The sequence below is a fragment of the Sphingopyxis witflariensis genome (assembly GCF_002205635.1).
GTDB classification, from domain to species: Bacteria; Pseudomonadota; Alphaproteobacteria; order Sphingomonadales; family Sphingomonadaceae; genus Sphingopyxis; species Sphingopyxis witflariensis.
The window spans coordinates 99,833-119,135 of the sequence record NZ_NISJ01000013.1 but is presented as its reverse complement, the minus strand read 5'-3'; the positions used below and the strand labels follow the sequence as shown (position 1 = coordinate 119,135).

Annotated in this window: 16 protein-coding genes and 1 tRNA gene; 11 read left to right on the top strand and 6 right to left on the bottom strand. The window is 63.4% G+C overall.

Annotated features, from left to right (window positions below; genetic code table 11):
- The coding region (locus CDQ91_RS21775; protein WP_237246049.1) for a hypothetical protein at window positions 1-184 on the top strand (184 nt) is incomplete at its 5' end.
- Between the two features lie 710 nt (window positions 185-894).
- On the opposite strand, the gene CDQ91_RS18535 is transcribed toward CDQ91_RS21775, so the two are convergent.
- The 3 genes from CDQ91_RS18535 to CDQ91_RS18525 all read right to left on the bottom strand — a co-directional run bounded on the left by CDQ91_RS18535 (window position 895) and on the right by CDQ91_RS18525 (window position 3,495).
- Window positions 895-1,941, bottom strand: a complete 1,047-nt coding sequence (locus tag CDQ91_RS18535; RefSeq protein ID WP_088474177.1) for a chromosome partitioning protein ParB — start codon at window positions 1,939-1,941, stop codon at window positions 895-897.
- Window positions 1,942-1,968: 27 nt separating this feature from the next.
- A complete protein-coding gene (locus CDQ91_RS18530; RefSeq protein WP_088474176.1) occupies window positions 1,969-3,186 on the bottom strand; it encodes a tyrosine-type recombinase/integrase in 1,218 nt (405 codons plus the stop codon).
- 222 nt (window positions 3,187-3,408) lie between these two features.
- Window positions 3,409-3,495, bottom strand: a tRNA-Leu gene (locus CDQ91_RS18525).
- A gap of 199 nt (window positions 3,496-3,694) precedes the next feature.
- Here CDQ91_RS18525 and CDQ91_RS18520 point away from each other — a divergent pair.
- From CDQ91_RS18520 to CDQ91_RS18490, 7 genes are all read left to right on the top strand, one after another.
- Window positions 3,695-4,633: a complex I NDUFA9 subunit family protein gene (locus tag CDQ91_RS18520; protein WP_088474175.1), complete on the top strand. Its 939-nt coding sequence runs from the start codon at window positions 3,695-3,697 to the stop codon at window positions 4,631-4,633.
- Entirely contained in the window at window positions 4,633-5,433 is an 801-nt protein-coding gene (locus CDQ91_RS18515; RefSeq protein WP_088474174.1) for an undecaprenyl-diphosphate phosphatase, read from the top strand. The genes CDQ91_RS18520 and CDQ91_RS18515 overlap by 1 nt, the downstream gene beginning before the upstream one ends.
- A gap of 157 nt (window positions 5,434-5,590) precedes the next feature.
- The gene (locus CDQ91_RS18510; RefSeq protein WP_088474173.1) at window positions 5,591-7,033 is read left to right on the top strand and encodes an NAD(P)-dependent oxidoreductase; all 1,443 of its coding nucleotides are present in this window, start codon (window positions 5,591-5,593) and stop codon (window positions 7,031-7,033) included.
- 23 nt (window positions 7,034-7,056) lie between these two features.
- Window positions 7,057-8,298 (top strand): DUF2059 domain-containing protein, encoded by a 1,242-nt coding sequence (locus tag CDQ91_RS18505; RefSeq protein WP_237246048.1) that lies wholly within the window; start codon window positions 7,057-7,059, stop codon window positions 8,296-8,298.
- Between the two features lie 63 nt (window positions 8,299-8,361).
- Window positions 8,362-12,894: a glutamate synthase large subunit gene (gltB, locus tag CDQ91_RS18500; protein ID WP_088474171.1), complete on the top strand. Its 4,533-nt coding sequence runs from the start codon at window positions 8,362-8,364 to the stop codon at window positions 12,892-12,894.
- A 266-nt stretch (window positions 12,895-13,160) separates the two neighbouring features.
- Entirely contained in the window at window positions 13,161-13,598 is a 438-nt protein-coding gene (locus CDQ91_RS18495; protein ID WP_088474194.1) for a hypothetical protein, read from the top strand.
- A gap of 186 nt (window positions 13,599-13,784) precedes the next feature.
- Window positions 13,785-14,456: a glutathione S-transferase family protein gene (locus tag CDQ91_RS18490; RefSeq protein ID WP_088474170.1), complete on the top strand. Its 672-nt coding sequence runs from the start codon at window positions 13,785-13,787 to the stop codon at window positions 14,454-14,456.
- 115 nt (window positions 14,457-14,571) lie between these two features.
- Here the strand turns inward: CDQ91_RS18490 and CDQ91_RS21770 are convergent, their stop codons facing one another.
- Genes CDQ91_RS21770 through ubiG form a run of 3 tightly spaced genes read right to left on the bottom strand, consistent with a single transcriptional unit; the run spans window position 14,572 to window position 15,546 of the window.
- Complete coding sequence (locus tag CDQ91_RS21770; RefSeq protein WP_144036821.1) at window positions 14,572-14,679, bottom strand: YdeI/OmpD-associated family protein; 108 nt, start codon at window positions 14,677-14,679, stop codon at window positions 14,572-14,574.
- A complete protein-coding gene (locus tag CDQ91_RS22090; protein WP_088474193.1) occupies window positions 14,643-14,849 on the bottom strand; it encodes a YdeI/OmpD-associated family protein in 207 nt (68 codons plus the stop codon). The genes CDQ91_RS21770 and CDQ91_RS22090 overlap by 37 nt, the downstream gene beginning before the upstream one ends.
- A complete protein-coding gene (gene ubiG, locus CDQ91_RS18480; protein WP_088474169.1) occupies window positions 14,821-15,546 on the bottom strand; it encodes a bifunctional 2-polyprenyl-6-hydroxyphenol methylase/3-demethylubiquinol 3-O-methyltransferase UbiG in 726 nt (241 codons plus the stop codon). Before ubiG ends, CDQ91_RS22090 begins: the two co-directional genes overlap by 29 nt.
- Before the next feature lie 156 nt (window positions 15,547-15,702).
- Between ubiG and CDQ91_RS18475 the strand changes: the two genes are divergently transcribed.
- The 3 genes from CDQ91_RS18475 to CDQ91_RS18465 all read left to right on the top strand — a co-directional run bounded on the left by CDQ91_RS18475 (window position 15,703) and on the right by CDQ91_RS18465 (window position 19,250).
- On the top strand, window positions 15,703-16,950 hold the full coding sequence (locus CDQ91_RS18475; protein ID WP_088474168.1) for an aspartate kinase: 1,248 nt from the start codon (window positions 15,703-15,705) through the stop codon (window positions 16,948-16,950).
- Window positions 16,951-17,388: 438 nt separating this feature from the next.
- Window positions 17,389-18,564: a hypothetical protein gene (locus tag CDQ91_RS18470; RefSeq protein ID WP_144036820.1), complete on the top strand. Its 1,176-nt coding sequence runs from the start codon at window positions 17,389-17,391 to the stop codon at window positions 18,562-18,564.
- 176 nt (window positions 18,565-18,740) lie between these two features.
- The gene (locus tag CDQ91_RS18465) at window positions 18,741-19,250 is read left to right on the top strand and encodes a 2,4'-dihydroxyacetophenone dioxygenase family protein (protein WP_088474166.1); all 510 of its coding nucleotides are present in this window, start codon (window positions 18,741-18,743) and stop codon (window positions 19,248-19,250) included.
- Window positions 19,251-19,303 lie beyond the last annotated feature (53 nt).

Below are 19,303 nucleotides of genomic sequence, written 5' to 3'. Positions count from 1 at the left end.
GGGCCACCCACGGCCTCGGCCGTGCATGGAGAGCCGGATGCAGGGAAACTCGCACGTCCGGTTCGGCGAGAGGCGCGAAGAAACCGGCCACCGCGAGGTGGCACGGCGCTTCGCGCCTACTCTACCTGATATTCGCCTCAAGGACCATCCCCGCGGCATGGGCGGACCAGGGACCGGCGCCTGAGGCGCCCCGCGCACCCGAAGGGCCGCAGCGCAGCGGAGGACTTGAGGCGGCGCGATTATTTGCAGCGAAGCGGCCGCGAGGAGCCTGCGCAGCAGGCGGGGACATAATCGCGCCGCCGATGGTTACGCGGGCGCCGCGCCGATCCAGGTCATATCGCCCGTCGCCGGGGATGGTCTTCGGCTCCATGGAGAGCGGGAACAGCAGGATCGGATCAGAGGCAACGAGGGCGAAAAATGGCGGAAGTGGGACGCTCGATCCATTGCGCCATGGGTCAATTGCCGCCAGCGGTTCGTCTCGCCGGCACTTCGACAAGGTCCGTCTAGCGACGGAGCAGCAAGAACCGCTCGCGTCGCCGTCATTTCGAGAAATGCGATTAGCTGCCCTTCGCTCCCGTCGATTTGGCGCGTTCATACAATTCGGCCCGACCGGCAGGGGCCATACGCACCGCAACATGATCTTTCACCGGACGCTCCCTGATTGCGACCCAGGGGACCGTTCGGTGGTGGGGGCGATATTCTGCAATGCAGGCATCGTTGAGGGCGGCGCGAGTTTTCGCGCCGCCTTTTTACCTTTCCCCTTCGCGCGCCGTTGCCGCTTGCGGCAGCGGCGCGCCAAAACGAAAACGCCGCGCCGGCCCGCAGGGACGGCGCGGCAAAAATGCCGGTCAGAAAGACAATGGGCGGGCGACACTTAGCCGCCCGCCCCAATGGTCAGGCCGCGAGAGGAGGCTCCTCCCTGCCCTGCCCTTCAGCATCGATGCTCGCGGCAAGTTCCGCACCCACGCGCGCATCTGCCGTGACACTGCCAACGCCGCCCCGTGCGGTATAGGCCGACGGCGGGAACGCCATCCATAGCGGCACCCAAGGCTGGGTCTTCGCCCGGCCATTCTCGCCCGCAAGGCAATCGGAGATGATCGCCTTGAGTGCCTTCCCCTTCGCATCCTTGTTGCCCGCTGCGGCGTCTGCACCCGCAACCTCGCTGACGATGGCGAGAAGGACTTCGCGGTCGCGCAGCTGGTCGAAGAAGGCCGCGTCCGCCGTCCAGTGACGTGGCATGTCGGTGCCAAGATGGAAGCCGATCATTTCCACCGCTTCGCTTCCTGCCTTCAAGGTTTCGCCCATGACGATCGCAACAATCTCCATCACCACCGGATCGGGCAATTCGAGAAGCCGCGCGAACAAGGGAGCAAAAGGGGGGCGGTGAAAGCCCTTTCCGGTAACAGTCGGCGCTTCTTCGTCAAAACCGAGCACGGCAAGCACCGCGCGGCGCTTGAGGTCGAACGCGGCCTCTGCGGACGAGGTTTCCACGCTCTCGGCAATATCTTCCTTTGGTGCGCGCTGCGCCTCGACATCGACGCGCCAGAGATCAGCGCCCGCGATCACATGCGCGAGCATCGCCCGCAACGCGACGCCGCCGTGACTGGCAAGGTCGGCCCGCACCGCCGCGTGGCGGTGAAGATCGATATAGACATTGAGCGGACCCGACACTTCGGGACGCGATGGTTTCTCAATGACGGCATCGCCCTCGCCGCCGCCCCGCGAAATCCGCGCGGCTTCCTTGGCGGTGACGAACCCTTCATGGAAGGTCACCTCGCCGCTGTCGCGAACCTCGACATAGATACGCCCGCCCTTGCGCTTGCCAGCATGGGCATGTGGGCCAGCCGCCGCCGCGCCAAGAAGCGAGACAAGAGCGCAGCGCGGCCAACCGTGCCAACGCGCGAACTCTGGCGGTGCCTGCCGCCGCCAGTGCGCGCTCATCTGAGGCCGCGCTCAGTTTGCTGCGGTCTAGGTTACCAGAATCGCTTCGATGGCTGCGTCATCACCACTGCGAAGCGCGTCGAGATAATCGCTCCACCATTGATGCATCCGGACCCGCTCATCCCAATAGGGCGTCCGGTTATAGATGCGGCGGATCTGGTTGCCGTCGGCGTGCGCGAGCGACCGCTCGATAGCGTCGGGGTTCCATTTTCCGCACTGATTGAGCAACGACGACGCGGTCGCCCGGAAACCGTGAGCGGTCAATTCCCTTGGTCCATAGCCCATACGACGATAGGCAGCGTTCATCGTATTCTCGCTGAGCGGCCGCTTCCATGTATGGAAGGCCGGAAAGACATAATCCTCGCCCCCCACATAGGGGCGAAGCTCCGCAAGCAGAGCGATCACCTGCCACGACAGCGGAACGTAATGCGGCCTGCGCATCTTCATCCGTTCCGGCGGGACGGTCCAGACAGCCTTCTCAAGATCGAACTCGGCCCAGCGCGCGAGCCGCAACTCGCCGGGCCGCGCCATCACGTGCGGCAAGATTTTGCAGGCGAGCACGGTGATCGGATAACCGGAATAGCCATCAAGCGCGCGAAGGAAGCCGCCAACCTCTTCGGGTTCGAGTAGCGCCGCATGATGCTTGGCCTTCGGTGTGATCAACGCGCCGCGCAGAAGCGTCGTCGGGTCGGAGTCTGCTCGCCCTGATGCCGCCGCGTATCGAAACACCCGGCTCGCGAAGGAACGGCAGCGGCGCGCCGTCTCGAAGCGGCCCTGCGCCTCGATCTTCTTGAGCACCGCGAAGATGTCGACAGCTTGCAGGTCCGCGACCGGCGTATCCGCGATCGGTCGCAGCTTTTCGAGAAGCCATTTCATCTTCTCGATCGTCGCTTCGCTCCGTCCCTCCTTGGTGACCATCTCGATATATTCCCCGGCAAGATCGCCGAAGCGGTTCGAGGCTTTAAACTTGCCGACGAGCTTTTGCCGTTTCCGATCCGCGAGCGGATCGACGCCCTCATGGATCAGCAACCTCGTTTCGTCGCGCTTGCGCCTTGCTTCGGCGAGGCCGACATTGGGATAGGCGCCGAGCGCGATGCGCTTCTGCTTTCCATGCCAGCTATATTTGAAGCGCCACAACCGCGCACCGGTCGGGTGCACCTCCAGATAGAGGCTATTGGCGTCGGAAATTTTGTAGACGCGATCCCGCGGTTTGAGGGACCGGATTTGAACATCGCTAAGAGGCACGGCTCAACTCCTTTATAAGGGTTAGGACCGGCACCAATCACAACGCTCGAGGCGAACGGGCCATCGAGCAATACTCACTTCGAAAAAGACGGGCCATTATGGCTTTTTTGATGGCCCGTTTCGGGGTGAGATTGTGTGAGACACCCTCGGACAATTCGGAACAAAACCCACGGAAAACTAACAGATTTCCGGGATTTTGTCGATTGCCCTGAGAAGGGTAAATGGTGCCCAGAAGAGGACTCGAACCTCCACGACCTTGCGATCGCCAGCACCTGAAGCTGGTGCGTCTACCAATTCCGCCATCTGGGCACGGGGTAGGAGCGGGCGATTAGCTGCGGGGTGCGATGCTTGTCAACCGCGCTGCAACCATCCATGCAAATTTTATTGCAAAGCGACGGTTTCGCGTTGGAATCGCAGCGCTCCCCTTGCCCTGTCGGGTGCTTCGCGGCATGGGGAGCCGGGCGGCGCGCCCCTTGCGCCGCGAAAGAATCGACGACAGGCGAACGCGATGCGAAATCTCGACGGACAATTGATCACCATCTTCGGCGGCAGCGGCTTCGTGGGCCGCTATGTCGTGCAGCGGCTGTTGTCGCGCGGCGCGCGCGTACGCCTCGCCGAACGCGAGCCGCGCAAGGCACTTTTCCTCAAACCGCTCGGCGGGCTGGGCCAGACGCAGTTCGTCGCCGCCGATGTCCGCGACGCCGCCAGCGTCGCGCGGGCCGTCGCGGGCGTTGATGCGGTGATCAACCTCGCCGGCAGCTTCGACGACATGTTCGCGGTCCAGGCCGATGGTGCGGGCCATGTCGCGGCGGCGGTGAACGCCGCCGGCATCCCCACCCTCGTCCATGTCTCGGCGATCGGTGCCGATGCCGACAGTCCGTCAAACTATGGTCAAAGCAAGAGCGTCGGCGAAACCGCCGTCCGTTTGGCCTTCCCCGACGCGGCGATCCTGCGGCCGTCGATCATCTTTGGCCGCGAAGATCAGTTCATCAATCGCTTCGCCGCCCTGATCCGCATGTTACCGGTCGTCCCGGTGATCGCGCCGAACACGAAATTCCAGCCCGTCTATGTCGGCGACGTCGCCGATGCCGTGGTCGCGGCGCTCGATGCATCGGCAGCCGGCCAGACGTTCGAGCTTGGCGGGCCGCAGCAATTCAGCATGGCCGAACTGCTCGAATGGATCGGCGATGCGACGGGGCGCAAGCGCCTGTTCGTCCCCATCCCCGATGCCGTCGCCTCGCCGCTCGCGCGCGGATTTGGCTGGATGCCCGGCGCACCGATCACCAAGGATCAGTGGCTGATGCTGCAGAATGATAATGTCGTCGCCGACGGTGCGGCGGGGCTGGTCCAGCTCGGCATCACGCCGACCGCGCTCGCCGTCGTTGCCGACGCCTGGCTCGTCCAATATCGCCGCCACGGCCGCTTCGCGCAGATTACCGCGCACTGATGGGTATCTGGCTGACCGCGATCATCCTCGGCATCGTCGAGGGGCTGACCGAATTCCTGCCCGTCTCATCGACCGGGCATTTGATCCTCGCGACCGAGCTTCTGGGCTATGACGCCTCGCGCTGGGCGATCTTCAACATCGCGATCCAGCCGGGCGCGATCCTTGCGATCGTCGTGCTTTACCGGAAGCTGTTCTGGGACATGTTCACCGGCTTCTTCCGCAAGGACCCCGTCGCGATCGCCTTTGTCCGCAACCTGCTGCTCGCCTTTTTCCCCGCGGTCATCCTCGGCCTCGCCTTGGGCGATTATATCGAGGTGATGCTGGAAAATGCCGTGATCGTCGCCTGGGCGCTGATCATCGGCGGCTTTGCCATATTGCTCGTCGAACGTTTCGCCAAGCCCAAGGAAAGCGGCGGGGTCGCCAATCTGTCGGCGCGCCAGTCGATGCTGATCGGGCTTGTCCAGTGCATCGCGATGATCCCCGGCGTGAGCCGCTCAGGTGCGACGATCCTCGGCGCGATGTCGCTCGGCGTCGATCGCAAGACCGCGGCCGAGTTCAGCTTCTTCCTCGCGCTGCCGACGCTGACCGGCGCGACGGTGCTGCAATTGTTCAAGCATCGCGACGCCATCACCACCAATGACCTCAGCCTGATCGCCGTCGGCGCCTTTGTGTCGTTCATCGTCGCATGGGCGGTGATCAAGGCATTTCTGGCGGTCGTCACGCGCTACGGCTTCACCCCCTTCGCCTGGTACCGAATCATCGTCGGCGTCGCAGCGCTCGTCTGGTTGGGAATGAGATAGGTCCGAACCGGTACCAACAATGAAAGATAGTTGCGCGGGAGACTTTAAACCTCTCCCGCGCACCACTTTAAGGTCAGCATTGCTGCCCTAACTCGCATTTCCTCCGTGACAGCGATCCTGCGCCCATGCATTTGCCCCGCAACGAAGGGGAATTTGAATGGCTGCCGATCGCATGCTCCAGTTTGTCGGGCGCGAACAATCCTATCCCGACAAGCGCTCCGCCGCTGAACGCGCGCGCGATTTCAACGAAATCGCCGAACGCTATGCCGCGCCCGACGCCGATGAACAGGCGTCGCGCTGTTCGCAGTGCGGCGTGCCCTATTGCTCGGTGCACTGCCCGCTCCACAATCATATTCCCGACTGGCTGCGCCTGACCGCCGAAGGGCGGCTGCGTGAGGCCTATGAACTGAGCAACGCGACCTCGACGATGCCCGAGATCTGCGGCCGCATCTGCCCGCAGGACCGTCTGTGCGAGGGCAATTGCGTCATCGAATTTTCGGGCCATGGCGCGGTGACGATCGGCAGCGTCGAAAAATATATCACCGACACCGCATGGGCCGAGGGCTGGGTCGAACCGCTCCAGCCGGGCCGCGACACCGGCCAGTCGGTCGGCATCATCGGCGCTGGCCCCGCGGGCCTCACCGCCGCCGAATATATGCGCGTCCAGGGACATGAGGTTCATGTCTATGACCGCCACGACCGCGCCGGCGGCCTGCTGACCTACGGCATCCCGGGCTTCAAGCTCGAGAAGGATGTGGTGATGCGCCGCATCGACCGGCTCGCTGCGGGCGGCATCCATTTTCATCTGGGCTTCGAAGTCGGCGGCGACGCGACGCTCGACCAGCTGCGCCAGAAGCATGACGCGATCCTGATCGCGACCGGCGTCTACAAAGCGCGCGAAATCAACGTCCCCGGCAATCAGGCCGAAGGTGTCATCGCGGCGCTCGACTATCTGATCGCATCGAACCGCAAGAGCTTCGGCGACGAAGTCGCGGCGTTCGACAGCGGCCAGCTCAATGCCGAAGGCAAGCATGTCGTCGTCATCGGCGGCGGCGACACCGCGATGGATTGCGTTCGCACCGCGGTGCGACAGGGCGCCAAGTCGGTGAAATGCCTCTATCGCCGCGACCGCGAGAATATGCCGGGCTCGCAGCGCGAGGTTTCCAACGCCGAGGAAGAAGGCGTCGAATTCGTCTGGCTCTCGGCCCCCGAAGCCTTCACCGCCGACAAGACTGTCAAAGAGGTCGCCGTCGCCGGCATGCGCCTCGGCGCGCCCGACGCCAGCGGCCGCCGCAGCCCCGAACTCGACCCGGAGCGCAAGTTCGACCTGCCCGCCGACATGGTGATCAAGGCATTGGGCTTCGACCCCGAAGAACTGCCGCACCTGTTCGGCTCGCCCGATCTCAGCGTGACCCGCTGGGGCACGCTCCGTGTCGATCATCAGACGATGATGACCAGCCTGCCCGGCGTTTTCGCCGCGGGCGACATCGTGCGCGGCGCCAGCCTGGTCGTATGGGGCATCCGTGATGGCCGCGACGTCAGCGAACAAATGTCGAAATGGTTGAAAGCCAAGGTGAAAATCGAAAAGAGGGCCGCATGACCATCTTGAGAAGGACCATGCATATGTCGACATTCAAATCGCTGCTGCTCGCCGGCACGATCGCCCTCGCCCCGCTCGGCGCGCAGGCGATGGCCAGCCCGAAGGAATCGGCCAAGGAAGCCCCGTCGGCCGAGATCGTCGAGCCCACCATCATCGCCAGCCCCGAAGGCTCGGTCGACATCACAACCGATGCCGACAGCGAAGCGACCGCCGCCGAATCCAAGGCGAAGATGCAGCGGGAGATGGACGAAGCCGTCGCGATGGTCGAAAAAATCTTCGACACCAGCGACCTTCCCGCGATCGAACCCGCGCGCCTGACGCTCGCCGAGCAGACGACCCGCGCGCTCGTCGCGCCGGGCAGCCTCGAACGGATGATCGACAATCTCTACGGCAAGATGTTCTCGCGCTTCATGAAAGAGTTCGACGGCACCTCCGACCTGATGATCTCGATCAAGACCGGGGTCGAAAGCGACGAGATCGCGAAGCTCGATGAAAAGAGCAAAGCGGCGATTGCCGACATGTTCGACCCGCACCGCAAGGACCGCGAAGACCAGATCACCAAGATCATCAAGCCGCTGATCAGCGAAGCACTCGCCGACGTCGAACGCCCGATGCAGGGCGGACTCGCCAAGGCCTATGCCCGCAAATTTTCGGCCGGCCAGCTGACCGATCTCAACGGCTTCCTCGCGACCCCGACCGGCAAGGCCTATGCTCAGGAATGGATGGCGCTTCAGGCCGACCCCGAAGTCATGCTCGCGGTGGTCAAGGCGATACCGCCGCTGGTCAACAAATTCATCGACCGCGCCCCGACGATCGAGGCCGATATGAAGGACCTGCCCCAGGACCGCGCCCTCGCCGACCTCAGCGAAGCCGAGCTCAAAAAGCTGGCCAAGCTGATGAAGGTCAAGGTCAAGGTTCTGAAGGATCACCGCGATCTGTGGAGCGACACCGCCGCCGAAGACGCCGTGGCGGTCGAAGCCGCGACCGATGTCGATTACGCCACGACTGCGGTCGATGCCGCGGCGGATGCGGCCGTCGCGGCTACGGATGTGACCACTGACTATGAGGCCGACGCGATCGCAGCGGCAAAGGCTGCGGCGGATGCGGCTGGCGCCGATAATCCGGCTTATGATCGCAGCAACTGGTCAGCCGCGGACTTGAAGCGTGTCGAGGAACTCGAAGTGGCGTCCGACAATGCTTCACTCGCAGCCCAGGAAGCCGCCGAAGAAGCCATCGAGAACGCCCGCAAGAAACTTCCAGAATAGAGTTTCCGTCCTCTTGGTGAAGGCCGGGATGACGATAGGGAATTAGAACCCGTCAGGACAAAGATGATGACCCACTACCCCACCCCCGAGCACGCACGCCTCGCCAATGAAGGCATGTATCGCCCCGACATGGAATCCGATGCCTGCGGCGTCGGGCTTATCGCGGCGACCGACGGCAAGGCATCGCGCCGCGTCGTCGAGGCAGCGATCGAGGCGCTCCGCGCGGTGTGGCACCGCGGCGCGGTCGATGCCGATGGCAAGACGGGTGACGGCGCGGGCATCCATGTCGATCTGCCGGTGCGCTTCTTCGACGATGCGATCGCGGCTTCGGGGCATAAGGTGCGCCCGAACCGCCTCGCGGTCGGCATGGTCTTCCTGCCGCGCACCGATCTGGGCGCGCAGGAAGAATGCCGCACGATCGTCGAGGCCGAAATCATCGACGCGGGTTTTACCATCTATGGCTGGCGCCAGGTTCCGGTCGATGTATCGGTGATCGGCGACAAGGCGCAGCGCACGCGCCCCGAGATCGAACAGATCATGATCGCCGGCCCGCTGCCCGACGAACAGTCGCTCGCTGAATTCGAAAAGCAGCTCTATCTCGTCCGCCGCCGGATCGAGAAAAAGGTCATCGCGGCGCAGATCGCGGACTTTTATGTCTGCAGCCTGTCGTGCCGGTCGATCATCTACAAGGGCCTGTTCCTTGCAGAGAGCCTCGCCGACTTCTTCCCTGACCTGACGAACAAATTGTTCGAAAGCCGGGTCGCGATCTTCCACCAGCGCTATTCGACCAACACCTTCCCGCAATGGTGGCTGGCGCAGCCCTTCCGCTGCCTCGCCCACAATGGCGAAATCAATACGATCCGCGGCAACAAGAATTGGATGCGCAGCCACGAGATCAAGATGGCGAGCCTCGCCTTCGGTGAACATTCGGAAGACATCAAGCCGGTGATCCCTGCGGGTGCCAGCGACACCGCCGCGCTCGACGCAGTGTTCGAAACGCTGTGCCGCGCCGGTCGCGATGCGCCGACGGCGAAGCTGATCCTCGTCCCCGAAGCCTGGGCGCACGAGGTTGACACGCCCGACAGCCACCGCGCGATGTACAACTATCTCGCCAGCGTGATGGAGCCGTGGGACGGTCCCGCCGCGCTCGCGATGACCGACGGCCGCTGGGCGGTCGCGGGCATGGACCGCAACGCGCTGCGTCCGCTGCGCTACACGCTGACCGCCGACAATCTGCTGATCGTCGGGTCCGAAAGCGGGATGGTGCTGGTCCCCGAAGCCAGCATCCGCAAGAAAGGCCGCCTTGGCCCCGGCCAGATGATCGCCGTTGATCTGGAGGAAGGTACGCTCTATGAAGACCGCGCGATCAAGGATCTGATCGCGAACGCGCAGGATTATGGCGCGCGCGTCAAGGGCTTCCGCACCATGACCGACCTGCCCAAGGGCGGCAAGGCCAGCCTGCCGGTCTGGGATCGCAAGGACTTGCTCCAGCGTCAGGTCGCCGCCGGGCTGACCATGGAAGATATGGAACTGATCCTCAGCCCGATGGTCGAGGATGCCAAGGAAGCCATCGGATCGATGGGCGACGACACGCCGCTTGCCGTCATCTCGGACAAGCCGCGCCACGTCGCGCAATTCTTCCGCCAGAATTTCAGCCAGGTCACCAACCCGCCGATCGACAGTCTGCGCGAACGCCATGTGATGAGCCTGAAAACGCGCTTCGCCAACCTCGGCAACATCCTCGATGCCAAGGGCCAGAGCGCGCACGTATTGGTGATCGACTCCCCCGTGCTCGTCGGCGACGATTGGGACCGGCTGCGCGCCTATTTCGGCGACGCGGTCGCCGACATCGATTGCACCTTCAAGGTCGGCGGCGACGCCTCGACCCTGCGCGAAGCCATCGCCCGCGTCCGCCGCGAGGCCGAGGATGCGGTGCGCGCCGGGCGGAGCGAGTTGTTCCTTACCGATCAGAGCATCGGCGAAGACCGCGTCGGCATGGCGATGGTTCTCGCCGCCGCCGCCGTCCACACACATCTCGTCCGCAAGGGCCTGCGCAGCTACGCCTCGATCAACGTCCGTTCGGCCGAAGTGCTCGACACCCACGCCTTTGCGGTGCTCATCGGTGTCGGCGCGACGACCGTCCACGCCTATCTGGCCGAAGCCGCGATCGCCGACCGCCATGCGCGCGGCCTGTTCGGCAAGGAATTGTCGCTCGACGATTGCCGCCAGCGCTTCCGCAAGGCGATCGACGACGGGCTGCTCAAGATCCTCGCCAAAATGGGGATCGCGGTGATCTCCAGCTATCGCGGCGGCTATAATTTCGAAGCGGTCGGCCTCAGCCGCGCGCTCGTCAACGATCTCTTCCCCGGCATGCCGGCGAAAATCTCGGGTGAAGGCTATCAGTCGCTGTTCATCAACGCGACCGAGAAGCATGAAGCCGCCTACGACCAGCGCGCGACCACCCTGCCCATCGGCGGCTTCTATCGCCAGCGCGCGGGCGGCGAGACGCACGCTTATTCAGCGCAGCTGATGCACCTGCTGCAAACCGCGGTCGCGACCGACAGCTATTCGACCTATCTCCAGTTCGCGCGCGGCGTCGCCGACCTGCCGCCGGTCTATCTGCGCGATCTGATGGAGTTCAACTATCCGGCGCAGGGCGTCCTGCTCGACAGCGTCGAGGCGATCACCGAAATCCGCAAGCGCTTCGTCACCCCCGGCATGTCGCTCGGCGCGCTGTCGCCCGAGGCACATGAAACGCTGGCAATCGCGATGAACCGCATCGGCGCGAAAGCCGTGTCAGGCGAAGGCGGCGAAGCGAGCGAACGCTATCAGCCCTATGCCAATGGCGACAATGCCAACAGCAATATCAAGCAGATCGCGAGCGGCCGTTTCGGCGTCACCGCCGAATATCTCGGCGCATGCGACGAGATCGAGATCAAGGTTGCACAGGGCGCCAAGCCCGGCGAAGGCGGTCAGCTTCCGGGCTTCAAGGTCACCGAATTCATCGCCCGCCTGCGTCACGCGACGCCCGGCGTGACGCTGATTTCGCCGCCGCCGCACCACGACATCTACTCGATCGAGGATCTCGCGCAGCTCATCTACGACCTGAAACAGATCAACCCGAAGGCGCGCGTCTGCGTCAAGCTCGTGTCGAGCGCCGGCATCGGCACCGTCGCGGCAGGCGTTGCGAAGGCGCATGCCGATGTCATCCTCGTCGCCGGCAACACCGGCGGCACCGGCGCCTCGCCGCAAACGAGCGTCAAATATGCCGGCACGCCATGGGAAATGGGCCTGTCCGAAGTCAATCAGGTCCTCACTCTCAACGGCCTGCGCCACCGTATCCGCCTGCGCACCGACGGCGGGCTGAAGACCGGGCGTGACATCGTCATCGCCGCAATCCTCGGCGCCGAGGAATATGGCATCGGGACTTTGAGCCTCGTCGCGATGGGCTGCATCATGGTGCGCCAGTGCCATAGCAACACCTGCCCCGTCGGCGTCTGCACGCAGGATGAGAAGCTGCGCGCGAAGTTCACCGGCAGCCCCGAGAAGGTCATCAACCTGATGACCTTCATCGCTGAGGAAGTGCGCGAAATCCTCGCCAAGCTCGGCTGCCGCAGCCTCGATGAAGTCATCGGCCGCACCGAATTGCTGCGTCAGGTCAGCCGCGGCGCCGAACATCTCGACGATCTCGACCTCAACCCGATCCTCGCCAAGGTCGACGCACCCGACGATCAGCGCCGTTCGGCCAGCCCGAGCTTCCGCAACCCGGTGCCCGACAGCCTTGACGCGCAGATACTGAACGACGCAAAGCCCTTGTTCGATCGCGGCGAGCGCATGCAGCTCACCTATAATGTCCGCAACATCCACCGCGCCGTCGGCACCCGCCTGTCGGCCGAGGTCACCGCGCGTTTCGGGATGAAGGGGCTCGCAGACAACCATGTGCAGGTTCGCCTGCGCGGCACCGCGGGCCAATCGCTCGGCGCTTTCCTGTGCAGCGGCATCACCCTCGAAGTGTTCGGCGACGCCAATGATTATGTCGGCAAGGGCCTGTCCGGCGGACGCATCGTCGTGCGCCCGACGGTGTCGAGCCCGCTGGTCAGCCAGCATAACAGCATCATCGGCAACACCGTCCTTTATGGCGCGACTGCGGGCACTTTGCTCGCCGCGGGTCAGGCGGGCGAGCGCTTCGCGGTCCGCAACTCGGGCGCGAAGGTCGTCGTCGAGGGCTGCGGCGCCAATGGCTGCGAATATATGACCGGCGGCACCGCAGTGATCCTCGGCCCCGTGGGGTCGAACTTCGGCGCCGGGATGACCGGCGGCATGGCCTTCATCCTCGACACCGACGACAGCTTCATACGCCGCGCCAACAGCGAGTCGATCGTCTGGCAGCGGATCGACAGCGCGCATTGGGAAGGCGTGCTGAAGGCACTGGTCGAGGATCATGCCCAGGCCACCGGCAGCAAATGGTCGAGCGAAATCCTCGCCGACTGGGACCGCTGGCAGGGTCGTTTCTGGCAGGTCTGCCCCAAAGAAATGCTCACCCGCCTCGCGCATCCGCTGAGCGATGCACCGGCCGAGGTGGTCGCGGCGGAATAGTCCCCAATCCTCCCTGTCGCGAAGCGATGGGGAGGGGAACCGCGCCCGCAGGTCGTGGCGGAGGGGCCGCGGCGCCAGCGCCAAAGCCCCTCCGCCAGCGCTTCGCGCTGCCACCTCCCCATGCCTGCGGCACAGGGAGGATTGCTCGTTCATCCCGCTCCCGCCTCGCCCTACCGCACGCCCTGCCCCGTTCAGCGCAGCGAAAGCGTTGCTCCTTTAAAGAACGCGCCATTCCTAGACTCGCGTCCTTTGAAAGGATGAAGCCGATGCTCCGTTGGACGACCCTTGCTGCCCTCCCCCTGCTCGCGCTCGTCGCGCCGCTGCCCGCGCACGCCGCCGACACGCCTATGCAGAGCACCGTCGAAAGGCTGAACGATCCCGCCCAGCAGGACCGCATGGCCGACACCGTCGCCGCGATGGTCCGCGCGCTGATGCAACTGAACGTCGGCCCGCTCGCCGAAGCGGTCGCGCGCGTCGATCCCGAATCCGATGCCGCCTATATCCCGCCCGACGCCACGCTCGGCGAAATCGCGGGCAAGGATGATCCCTATTATGCCGAACGCGTTGGCGACGATGTCCGCGCCGGTTCGCGCATGGCGGGTCAGGCGGCCAGCACGCTCGCCTCCTACGCCCCCGTCCTCAAGGACATGGCGCGCGACCTTGCGGCGCAATGGGAAAAACAGCGAGACGCCGAGCGCCGCTAAAAATCTGCTCTCTTCATTCCGTTCGCCCTGAGCCTGTCGAAGGGCCGCCCTTTCTGTTGGGCTAGGGTCAAAGGAAGAGCAGTGCTTCGACAAGCTCAGCACAAACGGCTTAAATTTGGCGCATTGCGTGGGAAAGCTGTCCCATAGGCGTTGCCACCCCGGCCCCGCTGACGCTATGCCGGAACCATGTGGCAACTCTATCAATTCCCGCTCTGCCCCTTTTCGCGCAAGGTTCGCCTGTTGCTGGGCGAAAAGGGCGTCGGTTATGATCTGGTGCGCGAATCCCCCTGGGAACGGCGCGACGAATTCATCGATCTGAACCCCGCCGGGCGTACCCCGGTGATGGTCGATCAGGCGCGCGGCCAGGTGCTGATGGACAGCAATGCGATCGCCGAATATTTCGAGGAAACTGTCGAAGGCAAGGCGATGATAAACGGCACCGCGGCCAACCGCGCCGAGATCCGCCGCCTGACCGCGTGGTTCGACCATGATTTCTATTATGAAGTCACCGGGCCCTTGCTCTTCGAACGCATGCAGAAACGCATCGTCCACCGCCAGCCCCCCGACGCCGGCGCGCTGCGCGAGGCGATGAAAGCCGCGAACAATCATCTCGACTATGTCGACTATCTGATCGACCACCGCACCTGGCTCGCCGGCGCCACCATGAGCCTCGCCGATCTGGCCGCCGCCGCGCATATCTCGGTCGCCGACTATCTGGGCGGGATCGACTGGACGGGGCATGAGCAGACCAAGGGCTGGTACTCGGGCCTGAAGTCGCGCCCGAGCTTTCGGCCGTTGCTAGCCGAGCGGATGGAAATCGTCAGCCCGCCGAAATATTACGAGGACGTCGACTTCTGACGGCTCCAACCTCGTCATTGCGAGGAGCGTAGCGACGAAGCAATCTCCAGCCATCGACCTTGCTTAGGGCGGATGGCTGGAGATTGCTTCGCTTCGCTCGCAATGACGAAGAAGGCTAGCAGCTCTTATATTTCCAGTTGCGATCCTTGCCCTCGGCCACCTGCGCCGCGATCGTTTCGATCCGTTTCACGCGCGTCTCCTCGCGCTTCGCTTCCAGCACCATTCCATATAATCCCGGCGCTTGCCGGGCGAGAAGGCATCCCAATACGCCTGCGCTTCGTGATGACACGCGAACGCGGCACGAAGATCGGCTGCGCGAAGGGCCGTGACTTCGCGATATAGGCGTCGACGCGCGGGTCGCGGATTACCCCGGCCAGCGCGCCGCGAGCAGATAGTTGAGCGCCTCGCTGCCGCCGAGCTTGAAGCCCTTGGCGGCCGACGGCGACAAGCCGCTGCGGTCGATGACCTCCAGCCCCGCGCCTTCGAGCATTTCGGTCAGTTCCTCGGGCTTCAGAAACTGATCCCAGTCATGGGTCCCGCGCGGCACCGCGCCGACGCGCTCGGCCGCCTCGACGAGCAACAGCTTCGACCACATCGTCCTATTCGGGGTCGACAGGATCATCAATCCGCCGGGTGCCAGCCGCGCCGCGAGTTCGCCAATGAAGGCCGCGGGATCGGTCACATGCTCGACCACCTCCATCGACGTGACGAGGTCGAAAGTGGCGGCCGGCAGCGCCGCGAGTTCGCCCGCATGATAGGTAATCGCCAGCCCCTGCCCCGCCGCATGCGCCTTCGCTGCGGCGATATTCTCGGGTGCCGCATCGACCCCGGTCACCGCCGCACCCATCCGCGCGAGCGGTTCGGCGAGCAGTCCGGCGCCGCATCCGACGTCGATCGCGGAGCGCCCGGCAAGAGCATAGCGTTCGCGCGCATCGACGTGCCAATGCAGGTCGATCTGATCGCGGATATAGGCCAGCCGCACCGGATTAAGCTTGTGCAGCATCGCCGACGAGCCGTGCGGATCCCACCAGTCGGCGGCCAATGCACCGAAATGGGCGGCTTCTTGCGGATTGATTGTCGCGGCATTCATGGAATAATCTGTGGCACCCGCCCCCGTCCGACGCAAGAATTTTGCTGCGCATGCGTTGCCGCCCTTGCCATTCCCCTTCCCCTTCCGTAACAGCGGCGCGCCGCGGAAATGCTTGGAAAAGTTGCGGCGGAAACCAGTTCAAGAAAGCAGGGTGACATGGCGCGGATCGTGATGAAATTCGGGGGTACGTCGATGGCGGGCACCGAGCGGATTCGCACCGTCGCGAAACTCGTGTCGCGCGAAGTCGCCAATGGTAATGAGGTCGCCGTCGTCGTTTCGGCGATGGCGGGCGAGACCGATCGCCTCGTCAATTTCTGCCGCGAAGCCAATCCGCGCTACGACCCCGCCGAATATGACGTCGTCGTCGCGGCGGGCGAACAAATCACCTCGGGGCTGCTCGCGCTGACCCTGCAGGCAATGGGCACCCCCGCGCGCAGCTGGCTCGGCTGGCAATTGCCGATCCGCACCGAGGAAGCGCATGCCCGCGCGCGCATCTCGAACATCGACACCGGCGCACTTGCCGCCGCGATGGCCAAGGGCGAAGTCGCCGTTATCCCCGGCTTTCAGGGCCTGATGGACGATGGCCGGGTCGCAACGCTCGGTCGCGGCGGGTCGGACACCAGTGCGGTCGCGGTCGCGGCAGCCCTCAAGGCCGATCGCTGCGACATCTACACCGACGTCGACGGCGTCTACACCACCGACCCGCGCATCGTCGCGCGGGCGCGCAAGCTTGATTTCGTCACCTATGAAGAAATGCTGGAGCTTGCGAGCGTCGGCGCCAAGGTGCTGCAAACGCGCTCGGTCGGCCTCGCGATGAAGGAGGGCGTGCGTGTGCAGGTCCTGTCCAGCTTCGTCGAGGGAGACGAAGCCCCCGCCCCAGGCACGATGATCGTCAGCGACGAAGAAATAGAGGAACATCAGATGGAACGGCAGCTGATCACCGGGATCGCCCACGACAAGAATGAAGCGAAGATCATCGTCACCCGCGTGCCCGACCGGCCCGGCGGCGTCGCCAACATCTTCGCCCCGCTCGCCGCGGCGGGGATTAATGTCGACATGATCATCCAGAATGTCGGCCGCGACAAGGGCGAGACCGATGTGACCTTCACCGTTCCCGCCGTCGATCTTCTCCGCTCGATCGATCTGCTCGAGGCCGCGAAGGACAAGATCGGCTTCAACCGCATCATCAGCGACGACAAGGTTGCGAAAATCAGCGTCGTCGGCGTCGGCATGAAAAGCCACGCCGGGGTTGCAAGCACGATGTTTCGCGCGCTGGCCGACCGTGGCATCAACATTCAGGCAATCTCGACCAGCGAAATCAAGGTTAGCGTGCTGATCGACGAGGATGAAACCGAACTCGCGGTGCGCGTACTGCACACGGCGTACGGCCTCGACGCCGACTAAGGCCAGCCCAAGCCTCTATGCAATTGTCATCCCGGCCTTCACTGGCACACCGACATTATAACTCGTTGGAAGTAACGATCTGAACGATTTTGATGGTCTGCGCTCGGTCGACGAGCCTTCGGATTTCGCGACATAAATTATCAGCCGGTTTGGAGGCAGCAGGTCATCGGGCCCTGATTTCTGGTGGCTGGCGGACAACTCTTTTAGAAAAAGCACTTTTTCCTTAGCGGCGCCACGATGAAACATCTCTTGGCGTAGATTTAGGAGAACCGCGCCCTCCGAACGGCATGTAGGGTCAGACTGCGGACCAATGAAGCGCGACGGCATAGCGGATTGACAATAATCTGCCTATGGACCGGATAGACATTGCACTCGAAGCTGCATCCTGAGGGAGAGCAGCTATGATAGTCGCAGTTTATTTTGAGAGTGGATACCGGCGTGAGTGCTGAGGCAAGCCCATCGCCGACAATTGGCTTGGTCACGACGCTTTCGGTGGTTTTGATCGGCGCGCTGGGAGGTATCATGCCGTCCCTACAGCCGCTGCTCTTGGGGCGCCTCGCCGTCGAAGGGGTGATTCAGAGCGAAGGTATCGGCCGGCTCGCTATGGTGGAAGCACTGGGGATGGCCGTGGCAGTCGGGCTAGCAGGCATTTTTCTCACCGGCACGAGGCTAAGATGGATTGCGGGCGGCGCGCTCCTAATCATGGCGGTCTGTAATGCCCTGACGGGGCAACTGGTCGGCGCACCGCTGCTGATTTTGCGCGTCGGCAGCGGTATCGGTTCAGGACTTATGCTGTGGCTGCTGATCGGCCTACTCGCCCGAGTTGCGCTGCCAACGAGGGTAACCGGCTATTACGTAATTTCTCAAGGCGCCGGTGCGCTGGGGCTTGCGGCGGCCTTCGCGTCTGTGATCCTGCCTGCTGCGGGCGCTGCCGGCGGATATATGACACTCGGCGGGATTGCGCTGCTCATGTTCCTAGCGGTGCCCTTTATGCCGTCGGCATACGCCCCACTGCCGAACGCTTCGGGCGCGACCTTGCCCAATGCGGCCGGAGCGATCGGTCTAATATCCGCCGGGCTTCATTTGGCCGGGATCATGGCGCTGTGGGTATATGCGGTGCCGGTCGGACGGACGCTTGGGCTGGATATTAGCACGATCAACATGGCTGTATCGGTAGCCATCGGGGTGCAGATATTGGCCGGGGTGGCAGCGATCATACTGGCGCGGCTGAAAGCAATACCGACTGTACTGGCCTGCGCGGCGGTCAGCATCATGGCGGCGTTTGTTATCCTTAACGCGGGGCAGGCCGCGGTTTTCACGGCGGCGCTGGCATTCTTTAGCTTCGCATGGGTTTTTGTGCTGCCCTATCACGTCCCGGCGCTAATCGAACTCGACGAAAGTCGAGGTTCACTGATGCTGCTCACCAGTGCGCAGCTACTTGGAATCGCTGGCGGCCCTTTGCTCGCATCGTTTGCGTTGCAAGACGTCAGCGCAGTGGGCGCTATCAAAGTGTCGGTGGCTCTCTTCGGGCTGGCAATACTTACCCTTTTAGCGGCGCGCGCTACGATCCGTTTGCTGCCGGTCGCTCCTGTCTCGAACGATCTTGAGACATGACGTGAAGCATAGTCATTATCTGTCAATTGCCAGCAAGGTTCCCGCAGTCGAGAAGAACTGAGGGTGCAGAAACGCTTGGAAAAGTACCAGGCGAAATCCTGCATCCTGAGGGGTGGGCAATCAGATGCCGCTGAACAGGCATGGCCCACTCTGCTAGACTTTAATGGAGAGGTTGCATGAACGAGATAACACCCGCGAACCAGTTTATCCCTGAGCATTATGATGTGATCCGTGAATTCGGCACGAAGGACCGCCACGTCGGCGACGATGAAACCCCCTGGATTCCTTATGTTGCAGAAGGCGCCTTTTGGAAGCCGCTACGTTTCGACCTCGCCAGCGGCCGCGTCTGGGCGATGCTGTGGGTGCAGGGCCCGGGAATCATCGGTCGGCATCAGCACCATGGATCGGTCGTCGGGTTCGTCGTCGAGGGCAGTTGGTACTATAAAGAATATGACTGGGTTGCGACGCCGGGTAGCATGATTAGCGAGGCGCCAGGCGGTATTCATACGCTCGTCACCGACCACCCCACCGGAATGAAGAGCCTGTTCGTAACGGAAGGCGTCATGGAGTTTTTCGGCGACGACGGCGGATATGCCGGGTCACAGTCGATGTTCTGGAACATCGATGAATATGTGAAACATTGTCGCAAGCACAATCTGAAGATCAACGAAAAGCTGTTCTACTGACCGGGCAGGCTGTGCCTCGGGGAAGGCGCCGCCTGTAGTTCCGACACTAACCA